General features: G+C 69.5%; 17 protein-coding genes. All 17 read right to left on the reverse strand.

Annotated elements, in window-relative coordinates:
- A partial coding sequence (locus tag VGN58_RS04390) for a Cache 3/Cache 2 fusion domain-containing protein (protein ID WP_414710746.1) occupies window positions 1-1,795 on the reverse strand: 1,795 nt, incomplete at its 3' end.
- 187 nt (window positions 1,796-1,982) lie between these two features.
- Window positions 1,983-4,241, reverse strand: coding sequence for a methyl-accepting chemotaxis protein (locus VGN58_RS04395; protein WP_327482095.1), 2,259 nt, complete (start codon window positions 4,239-4,241; stop codon window positions 1,983-1,985).
- Window positions 4,242-4,597: 356 nt separating this feature from the next.
- On the reverse strand, window positions 4,598-5,791 hold the full coding sequence (locus VGN58_RS04400) for an OprO/OprP family phosphate-selective porin (protein ID WP_327482097.1): 1,194 nt from the start codon (window positions 5,789-5,791) through the stop codon (window positions 4,598-4,600).
- An 86-nt stretch (window positions 5,792-5,877) separates the two neighbouring features.
- The gene (locus VGN58_RS04405) at window positions 5,878-7,866 is read right to left on the reverse strand and encodes a chemotaxis protein CheA (RefSeq protein WP_327482099.1); all 1,989 of its coding nucleotides are present in this window, start codon (window positions 7,864-7,866) and stop codon (window positions 5,878-5,880) included.
- 48 nt (window positions 7,867-7,914) lie between these two features.
- The gene (locus VGN58_RS04410) at window positions 7,915-8,280 is read right to left on the reverse strand and encodes a response regulator (RefSeq protein WP_055944462.1); all 366 of its coding nucleotides are present in this window, start codon (window positions 8,278-8,280) and stop codon (window positions 7,915-7,917) included.
- Window positions 8,277-8,588: an STAS domain-containing protein gene (locus VGN58_RS04415; protein ID WP_327482102.1), complete on the reverse strand. Its 312-nt coding sequence runs from the start codon at window positions 8,586-8,588 to the stop codon at window positions 8,277-8,279. Before VGN58_RS04415 ends, VGN58_RS04410 begins: the two co-directional genes overlap by 4 nt.
- Window positions 8,589-8,766: 178 nt before the next feature.
- Window positions 8,767-9,924 (reverse strand): chemotaxis protein CheW, encoded by a 1,158-nt coding sequence (locus VGN58_RS04420; protein ID WP_327482104.1) that lies wholly within the window; start codon window positions 9,922-9,924, stop codon window positions 8,767-8,769.
- On the reverse strand, window positions 9,921-10,703 hold the full coding sequence (locus VGN58_RS04425; RefSeq protein WP_327482106.1) for a ParA family protein: 783 nt from the start codon (window positions 10,701-10,703) through the stop codon (window positions 9,921-9,923). The genes VGN58_RS04420 and VGN58_RS04425 overlap by 4 nt, the downstream gene beginning before the upstream one ends.
- Entirely contained in the window at window positions 10,703-11,683 is a 981-nt protein-coding gene (gene motD / locus VGN58_RS04430; RefSeq protein WP_327482107.1) for a flagellar motor protein MotD, read from the reverse strand. Before motD ends, VGN58_RS04425 begins: the two co-directional genes overlap by 1 nt.
- 18 nt (window positions 11,684-11,701) lie before the next feature.
- The gene (locus VGN58_RS04435) at window positions 11,702-12,442 is read right to left on the reverse strand and encodes a flagellar motor protein (protein WP_327482109.1); all 741 of its coding nucleotides are present in this window, start codon (window positions 12,440-12,442) and stop codon (window positions 11,702-11,704) included.
- A 258-nt stretch (window positions 12,443-12,700) separates the two neighbouring features.
- Window positions 12,701-14,446, reverse strand: coding sequence for a chemotaxis protein CheA (locus tag VGN58_RS04440; RefSeq protein WP_327482111.1), 1,746 nt, complete (start codon window positions 14,444-14,446; stop codon window positions 12,701-12,703).
- Between the two features lie 26 nt (window positions 14,447-14,472).
- Complete coding sequence (locus VGN58_RS04445) at window positions 14,473-14,607, reverse strand: hypothetical protein (protein ID WP_327482113.1); 135 nt, start codon at window positions 14,605-14,607, stop codon at window positions 14,473-14,475.
- Window positions 14,608-14,644: 37 nt separating this feature from the next.
- A complete protein-coding gene (locus VGN58_RS04450; RefSeq protein ID WP_327482115.1) occupies window positions 14,645-15,262 on the reverse strand; it encodes a protein phosphatase CheZ in 618 nt (205 codons plus the stop codon).
- Window positions 15,262-15,642, reverse strand: a complete 381-nt coding sequence (locus VGN58_RS04455; RefSeq protein ID WP_327482154.1) for a chemotaxis response regulator CheY — start codon at window positions 15,640-15,642, stop codon at window positions 15,262-15,264. The genes VGN58_RS04450 and VGN58_RS04455 overlap by 1 nt, the downstream gene beginning before the upstream one ends.
- A 196-nt stretch (window positions 15,643-15,838) precedes the next feature.
- A complete protein-coding gene (locus tag VGN58_RS04460; RefSeq protein ID WP_327482117.1) occupies window positions 15,839-16,591 on the reverse strand; it encodes an RNA polymerase sigma factor FliA in 753 nt (250 codons plus the stop codon).
- On the reverse strand, window positions 16,588-17,466 hold the full coding sequence (locus tag VGN58_RS04465; RefSeq protein WP_414710747.1) for a MinD/ParA family protein: 879 nt from the start codon (window positions 17,464-17,466) through the stop codon (window positions 16,588-16,590). The genes VGN58_RS04460 and VGN58_RS04465 overlap by 4 nt, the downstream gene beginning before the upstream one ends.
- Window positions 17,456-19,141 carry a flagellar biosynthesis protein FlhF gene (flhF, locus tag VGN58_RS04470; protein ID WP_327482119.1) on the reverse strand — a complete coding sequence of 562 codons (1,686 nt, stop codon included), beginning with the start codon at window positions 19,139-19,141 and terminating at the stop codon, window positions 17,456-17,458. Before flhF ends, VGN58_RS04465 begins: the two co-directional genes overlap by 11 nt.
- Window positions 19,142-19,229 lie beyond the last annotated feature (88 nt).

Raw genomic sequence — 19,229 nt, forward strand, 5'->3', positions numbered from 1 at the left:
TCTCGCCGGCGGCGGTGTTGATGGAGGTGGAGGCGTCCTGGATGCGGCCGACGATGTCGGTCAACTGGGCGACGGTGGCGTTGGCGTCGTCGCGCATGGTGGCGAACACGCCGTGGAAGTCGCCTTCCATGCGCGCGGTCAAGTCGCCGCGGGCGATGGCCTGCAGCAGCGTGGAGACCTCGGCGAGGTTGCCGTCGGTGGTTTCCATGAGGTGGTTCAGGCCGCCGACCATGTCGCGGAAGTCGTGCCGGTACTTGTCCACGTCGCCACGCTGGCTGAAGTCGCCTTCCGATGCGGCGGCGGCCAGGCGCTTGATCTCGCCGTTGATGGCCGACAGCGTGGCCTTGCACGTATCCAGTGTTTCGGTGATGAAGGCCTTTTCGCCCGGCAGGCGGTCCATGTCTTCCGACAGATCGCCGTCGGCGTAGCGCCGCATGATGCCGACCGCGCGCATCTTGACTGCGATGTGGGCCGCGACCAGCGTATTGGTGTCGCGCACCATGCGGCCGTACTCGCCGGGGAACGCGCCGTCGTCGATGCGATAGCTGATCTCGCCTTCGTCGTGGCGGCGCGTCATCTCGGTCTGCGCGTCGATCACCGAGAGCACCTGCGTCTGCATCCGATGCATGGCGGACAGCAGCTGACCGACTTCGTCCTGGCGGGTGGTGTCGATCCTGCCGTCCAGCCGTCCCGCCGCAACATCGCCGGCGATGGCCACGGCGCCGCGCAGCGGACGCGAGACCACGCGGCGCACGCCGATCCAGGTGAACGCACCGATCACGACCAGGGCGAGCAGCGACAGTCCCAGGATCGCGAGGGTCAGTGCATGACTGGAAGCGAGCACGGTGGCCTGCGGTTCCACCGCCACCAGCGCCCATTTCCACGGCGCGAACCGCTTCACCGCGACCAGCGCGGGCACCGCCTCGTCGCCGGACTTCGGGGCGACGTCGAGCACGGCATGGCCGTGGTCCTGGTCGAGCAGCGACTTCATCGCTGCCACGGAGCCGGCGTCCACCACATCGGTGTAGGGCGCGTCCTGGCTGGCGGGATGCGCGGCCATCATGCCGTGCTGTTCGCCTTCGGCCAGGTCGACGACGAAGAAGTAACCGGCTTCGCCCAGCCTGGTGGTGCGCAGCTTGTCCTTCAGCGCCGCCAGTCCGTCGCCGTAGTTCTGGCCGACGAAGAGGATGCCGACGGTGTTGCCTTCGGTATCCTGCATGGGCTGGTAGTGGGTCATGTAGTCGCGGCCGAACAGCCGCGCGCGGCCGGTATACGGCTTGTCCTGCAGGATCAGCGCGTAGGCCGGATGCTTGTGGTCCAGCGCCGTGCCGATCACGCGTTCGTCCTCGGCGTTGCGCAGCGAGGTGGTCACGCGGATGAAGTCATCGCCCTGGCGCACGAACAGCGTGGCGACCACGCCGGTGGCGTCGGTGAAACGGTCCACGTCGGTGAAGTCCAGGTTCATGGTCTGGTCGCCGAAGCGCAGCGCCGGCACCTCGGCATCACCGATCAGCGTGCTGGTGGCCGGATCCACCGACACGTCGCCGGACGGCAGCGACGCGCGGAAGCTGCGCGCCATGCGCTGGGTGGCATCGGTCAGCGTGCTGTCGTACAGCGCGACGGATTCCAGCATGACCTGCGCGGCGACATCCAGGTCGGCGAGCGCGCGCTCCTGGATGGCGCGGCTGGACTGCCGCTGCACCACGAAGGCGAGGAGGGCGAGCACCACCGCGACGGCGAGGGTGACCTGCAGGGAAAGCTTGCTGCCAAGCGAAAGACGCGCGAATCGGGTCATGGGCCAGGGACGTGGTTGAGGTATCCAGACCGGTATCGGCGTTACGCCCCCCGAATTGAGTGCTCCGTCGGGGTTTTCCCGACGAACGGTAAACGCATGTACCTGGAGCGGTGTCCTGCCGCCCAACGCACACGGCCCGGACATGCCGGGCCGTGGGGGTAACCGCGACGCCGTCAGGCGCGAGGACTCAGAACTCCTGCCAGTCGCCCTCGGCCAGCGCCGGTTCCGGCGTGCGCGCGGCCGGCTTGCGGGCCACCGCCTTGGCGGCGGGCTTGGCCGTGACGCCGGCGGCGGCCGCGATGGCCTTGCGCACGGGCGCGCTGACCGGCGCGGACTGCAGCTTGAACACCGATACCGACTCGGTGAGCGTCTGCGCCTGCTCTTCCATCGAACGGGCGGCGGCGGTGGCTTCCTCCACCAGCGCGGCATTCTGCTGGGTGGCTTCGTCCATCTGGGTGATGGTCTGGTTGACCTGCTCGATGCCCGCGCTCTGTTCCTGCGACGCGGCGGAGATCTCGGCCATGATGTCGGTCACGCGCTGCACGCTGGCCACGATCTCGGCCATCGTCGCACCGGCCTGGTTCACCAGCACCGAGCCGTCGGAGACCTTCTCCACCGAATTCTCGATCAGGCCCTTGATCTCCTTGGCCGCGTTGGCCGAACGCTGGGCAAGCGTTCGGACTTCGCTGGCCACGACCGCAAAGCCCCGGCCCTGTTCGCCCGCACGGGCGGCTTCCACCGCCGCATTGAGCGCCAGGATGTTGGTCTGGAAGGCGATGCCGTCGATGACCGAGATGATCTCGGCGATCTTCTTGGAGGACTGTTCGATGTCGGTCATGGTGGTGACGACCTTGCCGACCACGTCGCCGCCCTGCGAGGCCACCGAGGCGGCACCGATGGCGAGCTGGTTGGCCTGGCGCGCACTTTCCGCGTTCTGGCGCACGGTGGAGGTCAGTTCCTCCATCGAGGCGGCGGTCTCTTCCAGGTTGGCGGCCTGCTGCTCGGTGCGGCGCGACAGGTCCGAGTTGCCCGACGCGATCTCGCCGGCAGCGGTGTTGATGCTCAGCGCCGCCATCTGGATGCCACCGACGATCTCCGTCAGCTGGCCGACGGTGGCGTTGGCATCGTCGCGCATGGCGGCGAACACGCCGTGGAAGTCGCCTTCCATCCGCGCGGTCAGGTCGCCGCGGGCGATGGCCTGCAGCAGTTCGGAGACTTCGGCCAGGTTGCCGTCGGTGGTTTCCATCAGGCGGTTGACGCCGGCCACCATCTCGCGGAAGTCGTACTCGTACTTGCCTTCGTCGCCGCGCTGCGAGAAATCGCCCGCAGCGGCGGCGGCGGCCAGGCGCTTGATGTCGCCGTTGATCGCCGACAGGTTGGCCTTGCACATGTCCATCGCCTCGGTGATGACGATCTTCTCGCCCGGCAGGCGGTCCATGTCGATCGACAGGTCGCCCACCGCGTACCGGCGCATCACTTCCACGGCGCGCATCTTCACGCCGATATGCTGGGCGACCAGCGCATTGGTCTCGCGCACCATGCGGCCGAACTCGCCGGGGAACGTGCTGTCGTCGATCCGGTAGCTGATCCGGCCCTCGTCATGGCGTACCGCCATTTCGCTCTGCGCGGCGATGACCGCCTTCACCTGCGTCTGCATGCGCTGCATGGAGCCCAGCAGGTCGCCCAGTTCGCTGCGGTCGTCGATGACGATCTGGCGGTCCAGCTGACCACGCGCCACGGCGTCGGCGACGCTCGCGACCTCGGCCATCGGACGCACGATCGAGCGGGTGATGAGGACCGCGGCCGCGATGGCCAGCATCAGCGCCACCGCCACCAGCAGGCCGATGGCGCGGAGGTTGTTGGTATAGCCGGCCTGCTGGGCGGCGACGGCTTCGTCCAGCTCCTTCATCTTGTCGTCCAGCATGACGGCGACGGCATCGGCGGTGGCCTGGCGCAGGTCGCCGGCGCCACTGGCGGGCGTCAGGTCGCCGACCTTGACCGATTCGATCAGCAGGCGGCTGTTGTCGAAATAGAGCGCGGACTTGGCCAGCATCTGCTGGTACAGCGCTTTCTGCTGCGGGTCCGTGAGGGTGGCGCCGTACGCGTTCGAGAGCTCGTCGAAGGCCTTGGCGCCCGCGACCAGCTCGCCGGTGTATTCGGCGACTTTCTCCGGGTCCTGGTAGCCGGCGACGAGGCCGCGTTCGCTGACGCGGTATTCGGCCAGCATGGTGGCCAGGCGCCCCAGGTCGCGGATGGCCGGCACCTCCTTGTTCGTGATCTCGACCACGACATCCTGGGCCACGCCCATGCGCTGTGCGGAGAACGCACCGGTGGCGACGATGAGCAGGACGAGCACGGCGAAGCCGATGGCCAGGCGCTTGCCGATCTTGAGGTGCTTGAACATGAAGGCGGTCTCGATGGAGTTCGGTAGGTGGAGCCGACGCATCAGGCGGATGCCGTAGCAGTCAGGGCCCGTGTTGCGGTGTCTCCCCCCGAGTAACGGCGCCCTGCGACGGTTCTTGATGACCGTTCGGCGGAAAGGTAAGCGCGCTTACCTGCATCTCGACGGGATGCCCGCGCAGACCGTGACCGGGTACGCGGGCGAGGCGGAACGCGTGGTCGGGAATGCATCCGCGTTCGCGATGGAACCGCGGCGGAGCGGTGCAGGACGCGTTGCGCGCCGCACCGTGCCTCATGCCGTCGGTCTGGAACGTGGAGTGCGGCGTCGGATAGATCCGCGAACGGGAACGGCATCGCCCGCGCAGACCGTGGCCGGCGGCGCGGGCGACGCGGAAGGCGCGATCAGAAGTGCATCTGCGCGCGCAACTGGAACACGGACGGGTCGGCGGAGAACGCGCCGCGCGTGGCATCGCTCTTCACGTAGTTGGCCTGGAACTTGAGGTACGGCGTCAGGTACCAGTTCGCGCCGAGCGTCCAGTTGTGCTCGCGGCCACCGGCGATGCCGTCGCTGTCCAGGTCGATGCGGCTGTAGCGCGCCAGCAGTTCCAGCGCGCCGTACGTGTGCTTGGGCTTGGGGTTGCTGACGTTGCCGCCGCTGTAGCCGCGCGACTCCCCGGTCACCAGCCAGCTGCCGAGCACGTAGCCGCCATCGGCCGAGTACGAGGGCAGGCCCAGTTCGCGCGTGGTTTCCTGCCGCAGGTATTCGCCCTGCAGCGACCACGGGCCGTGGATCCACAACGCCTCCAGGGCGGTGCGCTCGATGCGGTCCACGCGCGTGAGCGTGCCCGAGTCCACCAGGCGCACGCCGGTGAGCGCCGCTTCGGGCTTGGCACGCCAGCGCACGCTGGGATATACGGTCACGCCCAGGCCGTTGACCTCGCTGTCGGGGCGTTCCTGCGACGCGGCGACGCCCAGGTGCAGCACGTCGCCGGCCGCCTTGCGCGGCGTCCACGCCAGCCGGAACGCCGCCGTGTCGCCGTTGTTGTTGCCCTGCAGGTCGGACTCGAAGAAGTAGCCGACATTGGCGATGTAGCGCGGGCGCTCGAAGGCCCAGTCGATGCCGCTGCGGCGGCCCTGGTAGAACGCCTGCGTCGGCAGCGACGGTTCCATCATCGACACGTGGCGGGTGCCGGTATTGCCCTCGAAGCCGAGCGGCAGCTTCATCTGGCCGATGCGCAGCTTGCCGGCGTCGCGGCCGAACAGAGCCTTGGTCTCCAGGCGAAGCGCCACGTCGTTCCAGGTCTTGGCCTGGAAGTCGAAGGTCGCGCCGAAGTCGTACACGCCCTTGCGCTTGAGCGTCACGCCGATCTCCTGGCGGCGCCAGGCGTCGTCGTCTTCCAGCGCGGCGCCGTTGTAGCCCTCGCCGGAGAAGTCGTTGAGGTCGTACTGCAGGTTGCCGCCCAGGCTCAGTTCGGTGCCGTCGGCGAAGCCGATCTTCGGCGGCCATGCCGTCGCCGTGGTGCCGCCGTCATCGGCGCGCGCGCCGGCGTGTACGGCCAGCAGGGAAAGGGCGAGGGTGGAGAGGATGTACTTCATGCGTGTACCGTCAGTGTAAGGGCGTGCGCCACCGTGCGTCGCCCGGCGTGGGAGACGCGTGCAGGCGCAGCGCGGGAAAGGGGGTGTCAGGCGGCCTGTGGCATCCGGCGCGCGCGGACCAGGCCACCGACATCGACGATCAGCGCCACGCGGCCATCGCCGAGGATGGTGGCGCCGGAGATGCCTTCGATGCGGCGATAGTTGTTCTCGATGTTCTTCACCACGACCTGCTGCTGGCCGATCAGTTCGTCCACTTCCAGCGCCAGCTTCTGGCCGTCGGCCTCCACCACCACCACCAGCGGATCCTCCGCCTCGCTCTGGCCGTAGCGGTAGTAGTCGTTGAGCGCCACGATCGGCAGGTATTCGCCGCGCACGCGCAGCACGCGACCTTCACCGCCGACCGTGCGCACGTCTTCGGCCTGCGGCTGCAGCGCTTCCAGCACGTAGGTCAGCGGCAGGATCAGGGTTTCCTCGCCCACCGACACGGCCATGCCGTCGAGGATGGCGAGCGTCAGCGGCAGACGGATCACCACGCGGGTGCCGTGGCCGGCGGCGCTCTCGAGCTGGACTTCGCCGCCGAGCGCCTGGATGTTGCGGCGGACCACGTCCATGCCCACACCGCGACCGGAGAGGTCGGTGACGGCATCGGCGGTGGAGAAGCCCGGCTGGAAGATCAGGTCCCAGACCTGCGAGTCGGTCGGGTTTTCAGGCACCGCCAGGCCACGTTCGGCGGCCTTGGCCAGGATGCGCTCGCGGTTCAACCCGCGCCCGTCGTCGCTGACTTCGATGACGATGTGGCCGCCCTGGTGCGAGGCCGCCAGGGTGATGGTGCCGGTCTCGTCCTTGCCGGACTGCGCGCGCACGTCGGGCATTTCCAGGCCGTGGTCGATCGAGTTGCGGACCAGGTGCACGAGCGGATCGGCGATGCGTTCGATCAGGCCCTTGTCCAGCTCGGTGCCTTCGCCGATGGTGCGCAGGCGCACCTGCTTGCCCAGGCGTGCGGACAGGTCGCGGACCAGGCGCGGGAAGCGGCGGAACACCGCGTCGACCGGCAGCATGCGCACACCGATGACGGCTTCCTGCAGGTCGCGGGTGTTGCGCTCCAGCAGGTCCAGGCCGGCGAACAGGCGCTCGCACTGGGCCTGGTCGAGCAGGCCGGAGACCTGCTTGAGCATGGCCTGGGTGATGACGAGTTCGCCCACCAGGTTGATCAGCCCGTCGATCTTGTCGACGCTGACGCGGATGGAGGTCTCGGCGGCATCGTTCGCGGCGGGCGCGGCGGCCGGTGCCTGCGCACCGCTGGCGACGACGGCGGCCGCCGGTTGTGCGGCCACGGCGACGGCTTCGACCGGCACCGCGTTGCGCTGCATCGGCTGGATGTCGAGCTCGCAGTCGTCGACGACCCAGGCGAACACGTCGTCCACCGCGCTGCGCGGCACCTTGCCGATCAGGCCGAGGTCCCAGGCGAGATAGGCTTCCAGCGGATCGATCTGCTCGAAGCCGGGCAGGCGTTCCATGCGGCACGCGATTTCCAGCGGGCCGAGGTGTTCCAGTTCGCGCAGGATGCGCAGCGGATCGTTGCCGCTCATGAACAGCGACGGCGCCGGCGTGAAGCCGATCTTCCAGCCATCCGGCTCGGCGTCGGACACCGGTGCGGCCGCAGGTGCCGCAGCGGCCGGGGCGTCCTGGCCGGACAGCACCGCATTGAGGCGGTCCTTCATGGCCTGCACGGCGGCGGGATCGGCCGGCGTGCCGTGTTCGGCTTCGGCCAGCAGGGCGCGCAGCACGTCGACCGAGGCGAGCATCGCGTCGACGGCCGGCGGGCTGACGGCGCGCTGGCCGGCGCGCAGTTCGTCCAGCAGCGTTTCCAACACGTGGGTCATGCCGGCGATCGCGTCGAAGCCGAACGTCGCCGAGCCGCCCTTGATGGAATGCGCGGCGCGGAAGATGGAGTTGATCAGGTCGCCGTCACGGTTGCCCTGTTCCAGCGACAGCAGGCCGGCTTCCATGGCCTCCAGCCCTTCGCGGCTTTCCTCGAAGAACGTGGCGTGGAAGCGCTGCATGTCCATGTTCATGGCGACGGTGCCCTGGTGCGGTCTGAAGGTAAGCGGAGGAGGTGGGGATCAGCCCAGGACTTTCTGGACGGTGGCGACCAGTTGTTCCGGGTTGAACGGCTTGACCAGCCAGCCGGTGGCACCGGCGGCCTTGCCTTCGGCCTTCTTGTCGGCCGCGGACTCGGTGGTCAGCATCAGCATGGGCGTGAACTTGTAGTCCGGCAGGCCGCGCAGCGCGCGGATCAGCGAGATGCCGTCCATGTTGGGCATGTTGACGTCGGTGACGACGGCATTGAACTTCTGCCCCTGCGCGCGCCCCAGCGCCACCTGGCCGTCTTCGGCTTCATCGACCGAGAAACCCGCCGAGCTCAGGGCGAAGGCGACCATCTGTCGCATCGAGGCCGAATCGTCCACTACCAGAATGCGTGCGCTCATGCGGCGTTCTCCACTTGTTGCGTGTTGTGTTCGTTGTCGTTGGCCAGGCCGAGCTGCGGCGCCAGGCCCAGCAGGCGTGCGGCGTCGCGGAAGCTCTGGCTGACCGCACTGAAATCGGTGGCCAGGCCGGCCTGCTGGCGCTGGCGCACGAAGCTGCACAGCACCTGCAGGCTGGCGGTATGCACGCGCTGCACGGTGCCGGCGTCCAGCGCCAGCGGTTCCGGCTGCGCGACGTGCGGGGCCAGGTGCTGCTTGAGGTCGGTGGCGGCCTCGATACCGAGGTCATCACCCAGGGGCACAGCGCTCATCGTGTCTCCGGAAGGGCGGCTCTAGTGAGGTATCGGCGCGGCAGGGCCGGTCTTGAGGGGTGGAGGTGAATGTGTGACGCAGTTGGTAAAGCGAGGAATGAGCGGAGAGGAGTGGGGAGTGAGCGAAAGCAGGTCGGGCGTTTACTCACTTCTCACTCCTCTCCGCTCACCACTCGCGTCACTGCAGTATCCGCGACGCATCCAGCAGGATCACCGCGCATTCGTTGAGGCGCGCCACGCCGCGGAACAGCGGGTTGGACATGCGGCCCACGCGGGCGTTGTCGGGCGATTCGATCTGCTGGTCGGCAAGATTGGCGACGTCCTCGACCGCGGTCACGCGCAGGCCCAGGGTTTCGCCGTGCTCCTCGAGCACGACGATGCGGGTGGCGGCATCGGATTCGATCGGGCGCCGGCCCAGGTACAAGCCCAGGTCGATTACCGGCACCACCTGGCCACGCAGGTTCATCACGCCCAGCATGTGCGGGGCGGCGCCGCGCAACGGCAGCAGGGTGGCCGGGCGCACGACTTCCTGCACCTTCAGCAGTTCCAGTGCGTAGTGCTGCTGGTCGCAGCGCAGGCGCAGCCAGCGGGTCTTGCGTTCGGTCGCGCGCCGGCGTTCGCCGGTATCGGTCGGCGTCAGCAGGTAGGGCTTGGCCGGCAACGGAACGGCGACATGGGGAGGCGCGGGCGCCGCCACGGGAACGGACGGCGCGCGCGTCGGGGCCGCGGGCGCGACGGGCACGCGCGCGGTCGGGGCGGCGCCGCCATGCAACTGGTCCAGCAGTGCCTCGAACTCGTCGTCGCCGATCAGGTCCGCCTCGCTGCCGGGACGCGTCGGCGCGACCGCCAGCGCGGGTGCCGGCGCGGGTGCCGTCGATTTCGCGGGCATGGGTGGGGATGCCGCCACGACGGCCGACGGCGGCTCGTCGCCATGCAGGGTGTCGAGCAGGGCTTCGAATTCGTCGTCGCTGATCAGGTCGGCCTCGCTGCCGGGACGCGTGGGCGCGACCGCCAGGGCGGGCGCAGCCGGTGTCGCGGGCGTGGGCACGGAGGCCGGCACGACGGCCGACGGTGGCGCGTCGCCGTGCAGGCTGTCGAGCAGGGCCTCGAACTCGTCGTCGCTGATCAGGTCGGCCTCGCTGCCGGGACGCGTGGGTGCGATGGCCAGCGTCGGCGCGGCGACGACGACAGGGTCGACAGGCGCGGACGGCGCGTCGGGCTCGGCCACGCTGGCCGTCTCGACCGCCACGGCCCGTGCCGGCGGGGCGGACGCGGGCGGACCCGCGTCGCCGAGCAGGTCGAGGAGGTAGTCGTCGAGGACGGCCGGGGTGGTCATGCAGCCTGCTCCGTGTCGCGGGCTTCGGTCAGCAGCAGCCAGTCGAGTGCGCGACGGTACGCCGACAGGCCACGGCCGGGATACTGCGCAGCGGGGCTGGAGCGGGTCAGCGCATCGATGCTGCAGATCCGGGTGTCATTGGGAATGGCGTCGTTCCAGACGCGCTCGCCGTACTCGTCCTGCATCGCCTTGAGCGTGTCCGCGCCGGTACGCGTGCGCTTGTCGTGCAGCGTGGGCAGGATCGACACCGGCAGCACGCGGTGACGCGAGCGCTGGATCATGTCGGCGGTGCGGCACATGCCTTTCAGGCCGTGCAGCGCCAGCGGTTCGGTCTGGGTCGGGATGATGACGTGGTCCGCCGCGGCCAGCGCGTTGACCATCAGCAGCCCGAGCGTGGGCGGACAGTCGAACAGCACGTGGTCCCACGCGTGCCCGCCGCGCGCCAGCGCATTGGACAGCGCCAGGCCCAGGCCGGGCTGGGTGGCGCTGCGGCGTTCCAGCGTGGCCAGCGGCGTCTGCGCGGCGACGAAGGACAGGTTCTCGATGTCGGTGGCACGCGCCACGCTGGCGAGCGTGGGCGGCTGTTCGTCGAACAGTTCCAGCACGCCGGTCGGTTGCGGCTCCGTCGGCACGCCGAACGCGCGCGTCAGCGACGCGTGCGGGTCCAGGTCGACCAGCAGCACGCGGTGGCCGCGCATGGCCAAGCCGCGCCCGAGGGCGAGGGTAGTGGTGGTCTTGCCGACGCCGCCTTTCTGGTTGGCGATTGCCCACACGCGCATCACGGAACTCCTTCATGGACCTGGGGCGCCGGCGGCGCTCCGGGCATGGGCGACGCGGCGTGGACCGGCAGCGGCGGCAGCGGGATCACTGACGGCGGAGCGACGGTCTGTGCATGCGCATGCAAGTCCGGTGCCGGAGCGACGGGACCGGCCGGACCGGTCGGGCTGGCCAGGATCACCAGCAGCACGCGGCGGTTGGTGTTGCGGCCTTCCACGGTGGCGTTGTCGGCGATGGGGCGGAACTCGCCGTAGCCGATCATCGCCAGCCGCTCCGGCGGAATTCCGTCGCGTACGAACAGGTGCACCACGCTGGCCGCGCGGGCCGACGACAGTTCCCAGTTGGAGGGGAACTGCGAGGTCCGGATCGGCCGGTCGTCCGTGTAACCCTCCACGCGCACCGAATTGGGCACGTTGCCCAGCACCTCCGCCAGCTTGCCGACCGTCTGCTGCGCCTGCGGATCCAGGACCGCCGAGCCGGTGGCGAACAGGATGTCGCTGTTGATCTGCACTTCCAGCCACAGGGCCGAGCGCTTGATGGTGACCAGCTTGTCGTCGATCAGCGGCGCCAGGGCGCGCTCCAGATCGTCGGCGATGCGCTTCAGTTCGCCCTGCGCCGCCTGCAGGGCGCTGGCGTCCAGCGACATGTTCATCTGCGAGGCCATGGCGGCCAGCAGGGTGACGTTGGGAGACGGCGAGGGCGCCGAGGGCCCCTGCTTGGCGCCGGACTTGATGGGCGAGGGACGGTCGAAGTCGGCGCCCTGCAGCTGGTGGTTGCCCACCTGCACGGGGTTGATCGTGCGAGGCGCGCCGCCGAACGCGGCAGTCAGCGAATCGGCCACCACCCGGTACTTGCCCTCGTTGACCGTGGAAATGGCGTACATCACCACGAAGAAGGCCAGCAGCAGCGTCATCAGGTCGGCGTAGGGGATCGCCCAGGCCTCGTGGTTGGCGTGCTCTTCGTGCTTCTTCCTGCGTGCCATCGCCGTCGTCGCGCCGGATCAGTGCAGGAAGCCGGCCAGCTTGGCCTCGATGTTGCGCGGGTTCTCGCCCTGGGCGATGGCGATCAGGCCTTCGATGATCATTTCCTGCTCGCGGCTGCGGCCGCCGATCACGCTCTTGAGCTTGCTGGCGACCGGCAGGAAGAACAGGTTGGCCGAGGCGATGCCGTAGATGGTGGCGGTGAACGCCGCGGCGATGCCGTGGCCCAGCTTGCTGGGGTCGGCCAGGTTCTTCATCACCGCAATCAGGCCGAACACGGCGCCGATGATGCCCAGCGTGGGTGCGTAGATGCCCATGGCCTCGAACACCTTGGCCGCGGCCAGGTCCTGGTGTTCCTGGCCGTTGAGGTCGATCTCCATCATGTGGCGGATCGCTTCCGGCTCCACGCCGTCGACCAGCATCTGCAGGCCCTTCTTCAGGAACGGGTCCTCCTGCTGGCCGACCACCGGCTCCAGGCCCAGCAGGCCCTGCTTGCGTGCGATATTGCTCCACTCCACGATCTGCGCGATCAGCGCATCGCCATCGTTGCCCGGCGGCCGCACGATCCAGCGCACGATCGACACCGCGCGCTTGAACACCGGTGGCGGCGTATGCACCAGGATCGCGGCGATGGTGCCGAGGATCACGATGACGAACGCCGCCGACGACCACAGCGACGACAGGCCGGCACCCTTGAGGATGCTGCCGCCCACCAGGGCGACCAGCGCGAGCAGCAGTCCGATGAGGCTGAAGATGTCCATGTGCTGATCTATCGGCCGGGAGCAGGTGGACTTGAGATGGACCGCTTGTGGGAGCGACGTAAGTCGCGATCGCGATCACACCCGGCGCGTGGTTGGTGGTGTGGGAGCGACGTAAGTCGCGATGGCGGCGAGACGGGCTGGAACAAGGTCCGAATGTTTGAAGGAAAGAGCTCGCGACTTACGTCGCTCCCACAACAGCCCGGCTCACACACCAACCCAGCTCCCACAACCGCATGGTTCCCGCCACTGCGCGGGGCCTTACGCCGTCGCGCGCAGCCCGTCCACGTCCAGGATCAGCGCCATGCGGCCGTCGCCGATCAGGGTGGCGCCGGCGTAGCCGGGCAGGCCGCGCACGGCGCGCGGCAGGGGCTTTATGACGACTTCCTCGCGGCCGCGCACCTGGTCCACGATCAGGCCGAAGCGCTGTTCGCCCATCTGCAGCACCACGATGGTCAGCAGCGGCGCCATGACCGGGTCCACGCGCAGCCACTGGCGCAGGTCGACCAGCGGCAGCGTGTGGCTCTGCCGGTCGAGCACGGCCTGGCCGTCGAACCAGCGCAGGCTTTCCGACGGCGCATGCAGCACTTCCATCACGCGTGCCAGCGGCAGCGCATAGACCGGATCGCCGGCCTGCACCAGCAGCGTGGGCAGGATGGCCAGCGTCAGCGGCACGCGGATGACGAAGCGGCTGCCGCGGCCGACATCGGAATGGATGGTGATCTGGCCGCTGAGTTCGCGGATGCGCGACTGCACCACGTCCATGCCGACGCCGCGACCGGAGATGTCGGTGACCTCGGCCTTGGTCGAGAAGCCGGGCAGGAAGATCAACTGCAGGCATTCGTCGTGGCTCAGGCGGGCGGCGGCCTCGGGATCGATCAGTCCCTTCTCCAGCGCCTTGACGCGCAGGCGTTCCGGATCGATGCCGGCGCCGTCGTCGCGGATCTCGATGGTGACGAAGTCGCCCTCCTGCTGCGCCGACAGGCGCACGTGGCCTTGCCGCGGCTTGCTGCAGGCCTCGCGGAGCGAGGGCACTTCGATGCCGTGGTCGATGGCGTTGCGCACCAGGTGCACCAGCGGATCGGCCAGCGCCTCGACGAGGTTGCGGTCCAGCTCGGTATCGGCGCCGACCAGTTCCAGGTCGACCTCCTTCTGCAGCTGGCGGGCGACGTCGCGCGCCACCTTGGGGAAGCGCGAGAACACCTTGCCCACCGGCTGCATGCGCGTGCGCATGACGGCGGTCTGCAGGCGGGCGGTGGCGATGTCCAGGCCGCTGACCGCACGGTCCAGTTCCTCGTCCCGGATGCGCGCGCGCAGGGTCTTCAGGCGGTTGCGCGACAGCACCAGCTCGCCGACCAGGTTGACGATGGCGTCCAGCCGCTTGGTGTCCACGCGGATGGTCTGCTCGATCTCGCCACCGGCCTTGGCGGCGGGCTTGGGCGCGGCCGGCTTGACCGGGGCGGGCGCGGCGCGCGGTGGCGCGGGAGCCGCCACCACGGTCGTCGGGGCGGCATCGCCATGCAACTGGTCGAGCAGGGCCTCGAATTCGTCGTCGCTGATCAGGTCGCCGGCGGCGGGTGCGGCGGGCGCCGACGGCGCCGCAGGCGCGGCGTGCGCGACCGGCGCGCCGGCCTGCACGTCGAACTGGTCGATCAGGGTCTGCGGCGCGTGCGGCGGATCCTCGCCGGCGCCGACCGCGTCCAGCATCTGCTGCAGCCAGTCCAGCGACTGCTGGGCGGCATCGAAGTGCTGGGCTTCCAGCGTGGCCTGGCCGGCACGGACCAGGCCCAGCGTCTCCTCGGCGGCGTGGCAGAGGTTGACCATGGCCTGGATGCCGAGGAAGCCGGCACCGCCCTTGAGCGTGTGGAAACCGCGGAACACCGCGTTGAGCTGAGCGCTGTCGGACGGGTCCTGTTCCAGCGTGACCAGCTGTTCGCCGAGCCGGTCGAGGATTTCCTGCGCTTCGATCAGGAAGTCGGCGGCGATTTCGGGCGTGACGGCGGACATGGGCGGGACAGGTACCGGGCGGGCGATCAGCGGGAGGAGTCGAGCAGGGACAGGGCGGCGCGGCGGCGCAGGAAGCGGCCGACCAGCGCATCGCCGACCAGCAGCGCTCCGACGAACAGCAGGACCAGCGGGTGACGCGAGCGGCGGGCGGCGGCGGGCATGATGGGTCTCCGTTTCCGCAGCGCGCGTCCCCCGGGGCTACAACCCCAGGCCGGACAGCAGGTCGTCGGCGTCGCCCTGCGAAAATGCGTTGCGGTCCAGACCAGCAACGGCCGGGCCGGCGAGTTCTGAACCCCTGTCGCGGTTTTTTTCCGGCGGCGGCAGGCCGAGGGCGCCGAAGCCCTCGTGCACGCGGCGCACGATGCCGGCCACGCGGCGGATGATCTGGCCGGTGAGGTCCTGGTAGCTCTGCGCCAGCGCCATCTCGGACAGGCCCTTGCCGATCTGGTCCACCAGCGCGGCCTGGTCGGCCGACAGCTCGGTCGCCTTCAGCTGCGTGGCGTAGCCGCGGCACTGTTCGGCCAGGTCCAGCGTCTTGTGGCTGGCCTGTTCGGTCATCTCGACCACGTGGTCGAGTCGCGAGCAGGCGTCGTCGAGTTCGCCGGCATCGGTCGGCGGCAGTTCGCCCAGCGTCTGCGCCAGCTCGCGCGCCAGCCGGCCGAGGCCCTGCATCATCGGCTGCGTGCGCCAGGCGGCGATCGCATCCAGTTCGCGGCGCCAGCCGGCTTCGTCGCCCTGTTCCAGCGCATCGAGTGCGTGCTGCAGTTTCTCCACCAGCGCCGCGCGGGCAGCGGTGACGTCGGCGACGGCGTTCATCAGGCGGCCGCTCCCAGGCGTTCGAAGATCTTGCCCAGCTTCTCTTCCAGCGTCTGCGCGGTGAACGGCTTGATGATGTAGCCGTTCACGCCGTTCTGCGCCGCTTCGATGATCTGCTCGCGCTTGGCCTCGGCGGTCACCATCAGCACCGGCAGGGTCTTGAAGCGATCGTCGGCGCGGATCGCCTTCAGCAGCTCGATGCCGGTCATGCCGGGCATGTTCCAGTCGGTGACCACGAAGTCGAAGCTGCCCTGCGCCAGCGCGACGAGCGCGGTATTGCCGTCGTCGGCCTCGGCCGTGTTCGTGTAGCCCAGGTCGTTGAGCAGGTTCTTGATGATGCGGCGCATCGTGGAGAAGTCGTCCACGATGAGGATGCGCATGTTCTTGTTGGTCACGGGTGCTCCGGTGTTGCGTGGACGGTGAGTCTGGAGGGGGTATCGGCCGGGGCCGGGAAAGATTTAGGCGAACGCTAAAGCTGCTCTTGTAGGAGCGCCCTCGGGCGCGATGCTTTTGCTCGCATCGACCGAAACGCATCGCGCCGCAGGGCGCTCCTACAGGGTCATGCGGTGGCCAGGGTCAATCGTCCTCCTCGAGCCCCGCGTCGGCCTTCTCGAACACCTGCAGGCGGCCGCGCAGGCGCACCATCGCCTGGCCGTGGATCTGGCAGACGCGCGACTCGCTGACGCCGAGCACCGCGCCGATTTCCTTCAGGTTGAGTTCCTGCTCGTAGTACATCGACAGCACCAGCTGCTCGCGCTCGGGCAGCTGGCCGATGCACTTGACCAGTTGCTGGCGGAACTCGCTGCGCTCCAGGTGCTGCTGCGGCGACGGGCCGCCGGTGCGCGAGGTGTTGGGCTCGCCGTGGTCGTCGATGTGCGATTCCAGGCTCAGCACCTGGCCGCGCGCGGCGTCTTCCATCAGGCGCAGGTATTCGGGCAGCGGCATCTCCATCGCGCTCGCGACTTCCGTGGCGATGGCGGCACGGCCGGTGCGCTGTTCGATCTCGCGCACGGTGGCGGCGGCCTGGCGCGCGCGGCGATGCACCGAGCGCGGCACCCAGTCGCCGCGACGGATCTCGTCGATCATCGAGCCGCGGATGCGGATGGAGGCGTAGGTCTCGAACGAGGCGCCCTGTTCGGCGTCGTAGCTGCGCGAGGCCTCCAGCAGGCCGATCATGCCGGCCTGGATCAGGTCGTCGATCTCCACGCTGGCCGGCAGGCGCGCCGCCAGGTGGTGGGCGATGCGGCGGACCAGGTCGGCGTGCTGGGTGACGAAGTCGTTGGCGGCGCTGCGCTGCACCGCGCGGTACTGGGCGGCGGCGGTGTTCATGCGGCGACTCCCCGCTGGATCAGGCGTTCGACGAAGAATTCCACGTTGCCGCGCGCGCCGATCGGCGGCTGCCAGCGTGCGGTGGTGCGGGCGATGTCGGTGATGGCGCGCGCCGAGGGGCTGCCCGGATAGGCCTTCACCACCGGCTGCTGGCGCTGCACGGCGCGGCGCAGCCAGTCGTCCTGTGGCACGGCGCCCAGGTAGTGCAGGGCGACGTCGCCGAGGAAGCGCTCGCAGACGCGGGCGAGTTTCTCGTACAGCTTCCGGCCTTCGTTCGGATCGCGGACCATGTTGGCGACGACGTGCACGCGGTCCAGGCCGCGTTCGCGCGCCAGCACCTTGATCAGCGCGTAGGCATCGGTGATCGAGGCCGGTTCATCGCAGACCACCACCACGGTGTCCTGCGCGGCCTGGCAGAAGGTCAGCACGCTGTCGGTGATGCCGGCGGCGGTGTCGACGATCATGAAATCGAGCGCGCGCTGCAGTTCGGAGAACACGTTGACCAGGCCGACGTGTTCGGCCGGGGTCAGTTCGGCCATGTGGCGGAAACCCGACGAGGCGGGGACCACCAGCACGCCTTCCGGCCCCTCCAGCAGCACGTCCTCCAGGCCGCAGCGGCCGGCGACGAGATCGGCGAGGGTGAACTTGGGCGACAGCCCGAGCAGCACGTCCACGTTGGCCAGGCCCAGGTCGGCGTCCATCAGCAGCGTGCGCTTGCCCATCTCGGCGAGCGACACGGCCAGGTTGACCGAGACGTTGGTCTTGCCCACGCCGCCCTTGCCGCCGGTGACGGCGACGACGCGCACGGGATGGAAGGCGCCGGGCAACGGCGGGGTGCTGCGGGGATTGGTCTGCAGCGGGTGGTCAGGCGACATGGGTGGCCTCGGTCGAGCAGGGTTCGTCGGCTTCGCGGCGCAGCTGGTCCAGCCGCAGCACGAGGTGGGCGCTGTTGGCGCGGTGGAGGTCGTCGGGCACGCGCTGGCCGTCGGTCACCCAGGTCATCGGCAGCTGGTGGTCGACGACCACGCTCAGCGCGCTGCCCAGGCGGCCGGTCTCGTCAAGCTTGGTCAACACCACGCCTTGCGGCTGCACGCTGCTGAAGCGGCGGACCACCTCGTCCAGGTCGGAGAAGTGCGAATTGGCCGGCAGGCATAGCAGGGTCTTGACCTGGCCGGAGGCGCGCAGCCAGTTGAGCTGGCCGACCAGGTTGCGGTCGCGCTGGCCCAGGCCGGCGGTGTCGATCAGCACCAGCTTGTAGTCGCGCAGGCGCTCCAGCACCAGCGCCAGGGTCTGCGCGCTGTCGGCCTCGTGCACGGCGATGCCGAGCTGGCGTCCGTAACCGTGCAGCTGCTCGCGGCCGCCGACGCGCAGGGTGTCGGTGGTCACCAGCGCGACATCGCGCGGATTGTGGCGCTGCGCGAAGCAGGCGGCCAGCTTGGCGATGGTGGTGGTCTTGCCGGCACCGGTGGGGCCGACCAGCGCGATCACGCCGCCGGTCTCCAGCAGGTCGGTGTCCAGCACCGGCAGCTTCTTCGACAGCAGGCCCAGCATCAGCCCGCGGCCACGGTGCGCTTCGGTGTCGGCGGGGATCTGCAGGGCGATGTCGCGGGTGATGCCGGCGTCGAAGCCGTAGTCCTCCATCAGTTCCATCGCCTGCATGCGCACCGGCGAACCGCGCAGGCGCTCGTCGGTGAGGCGATGCATCTCGCGTTCGATCATCTCGCGCATGGCGGCCAGTTCGCCGCGCATCTGCACCAGCTGCTCGTCGCTCTCGCGCGCCTGGGCGGCGTTGTCGGTGACGACGGTCAGGGTCGGCACGGTGACCGCGCTGGGCGCGGGCGCCGGCACGGCGTCGACGACACGGTGGGCATGCAGTGCGGCCACCGGCGCCGGCTCGGGCTCGGGCAGCGACACCGGCGGCGCGATCGACGGCAGCAGCGCCTCGAGATCCAGCGTGTCGTCGACCTCGGCGCGCGGCGCGGCCGGGCGGCGCGGAGCCACGACGGGCTCGATGCGGGCGACGGGTTCGTTGGCGGGGGCGGCCGGCAGGCAGGCGGCCAGCTTGGCGGCGAAGGACTCGGGTTCGATCAGCTGCGGCGCCATGTCGCGGACGGCCGGCGCCGGCATCTCGGCGACCGGGGTGGGCGAGGCGATCGCCGGTGCGCGCGGTGGCGCGACCGGGGCGGGCGCTACCGCGACGGCGGGCTTTGCGGTATCGGTGCGGGCGGCGGCCGGTGCGGCAGCGGGCGCCGGCTGGCGACGCGCGAAGTAGCTGGCGGCGGCTTCGGCCGGGGACAGGTTCGTCGTAGTGGCGGCCGGTGCCTGGGGCGCCGGGTCGAGCAGCGGATGCAGCGGCGCGGTGGGCGCGGCCGGACGCATCGCCTCCAGCGTGCGCTGCACCAGCGCTTCGTCGTAATTGCTGGCGGCGACGATCTCGACGCCGTCCTCGGTGACCCGGTTGGACAGGATCACCGCGTCCGGACCATGTTCCTGCCGCACCATCGCGAAGGCGGTGCGCATGTCGGGGGCGACGAAGCGTTTGATTTTCATGTCAGGGGCCGGGATTGGTGATTGGGGATTCGTGATTCGAAAGAGGCTGTGATTCGTGATGGGTGATTCGTGATTCGAAGTAGAAGCA

This window comes from Pseudoxanthomonas sp. (assembly GCF_035999195.1).
Lineage (GTDB): Bacteria > Pseudomonadota > Gammaproteobacteria > Xanthomonadales > Xanthomonadaceae > Pseudoxanthomonas_A.

What these genes read in the sequence shown, in the direction of transcription:
- VGN58_RS04395 (WP_327482095.1), bottom strand. Translation starts at nt 4,241, where the DNA reads ATGCGTCGGCTCCACCTACCGAACTCCATCGAGACCGCCTTCATGTTC.
- VGN58_RS04400 (WP_327482097.1), bottom strand. Translation starts at nt 5,791, where the DNA reads ATGAAGTACATCCTCTCCACCCTCGCCCTTTCCCTGCTGGCCGTACAC.
- VGN58_RS04405 (WP_327482099.1), bottom strand. Translation starts at nt 7,866, where the DNA reads ATGAACATGGACATGCAGCGCTTCCACGCCACGTTCTTCGAGGAAAGC.
- VGN58_RS04410 (WP_055944462.1), bottom strand. Translation starts at nt 8,280, where the DNA reads ATGAGCGCACGCATTCTGGTAGTGGACGATTCGGCCTCGATGCGACAG.
- VGN58_RS04415 (WP_327482102.1), bottom strand. Translation starts at nt 8,588, where the DNA reads ATGAGCGCTGTGCCCCTGGGTGATGACCTCGGTATCGAGGCCGCCACC.
- VGN58_RS04420 (WP_327482104.1), bottom strand. Translation starts at nt 9,924, where the DNA reads ATGACCACCCCGGCCGTCCTCGACGACTACCTCCTCGACCTGCTCGGC.
- VGN58_RS04425 (WP_327482106.1), bottom strand. Translation starts at nt 10,703, where the DNA reads ATGCGCGTGTGGGCAATCGCCAACCAGAAAGGCGGCGTCGGCAAGACC.
- motD (WP_327482107.1), bottom strand. Translation starts at nt 11,683, where the DNA reads ATGGCACGCAGGAAGAAGCACGAAGAGCACGCCAACCACGAGGCCTGG.
- VGN58_RS04435 (WP_327482109.1), bottom strand. Translation starts at nt 12,442, where the DNA reads ATGGACATCTTCAGCCTCATCGGACTGCTGCTCGCGCTGGTCGCCCTG.
- VGN58_RS04440 (WP_327482111.1), bottom strand. Translation starts at nt 14,446, where the DNA reads ATGTCCGCCGTCACGCCCGAAATCGCCGCCGACTTCCTGATCGAAGCG.
- VGN58_RS04445 (WP_327482113.1), bottom strand. Translation starts at nt 14,607, where the DNA reads ATGCCCGCCGCCGCCCGCCGCTCGCGTCACCCGCTGGTCCTGCTGTTC.
- VGN58_RS04450 (WP_327482115.1), bottom strand. Translation starts at nt 15,262, where the DNA reads ATGAACGCCGTCGCCGACGTCACCGCTGCCCGCGCGGCGCTGGTGGAG.
- VGN58_RS04455 (WP_327482154.1), bottom strand. Translation starts at nt 15,642, where the DNA reads ATGCGCATCCTCATCGTGGACGACTTCTCCACGATGCGCCGCATCATC.
- VGN58_RS04460 (WP_327482117.1), bottom strand. Translation starts at nt 16,591, where the DNA reads ATGAACACCGCCGCCGCCCAGTACCGCGCGGTGCAGCGCAGCGCCGCC.
- VGN58_RS04465 (WP_414710747.1), bottom strand. Translation starts at nt 17,466, where the DNA reads ATGTCGCCTGACCACCCGCTGCAGACCAATCCCCGCAGCACCCCGCCG.
- flhF (WP_327482119.1), bottom strand. Translation starts at nt 19,141, where the DNA reads ATGAAAATCAAACGCTTCGTCGCCCCCGACATGCGCACCGCCTTCGCG.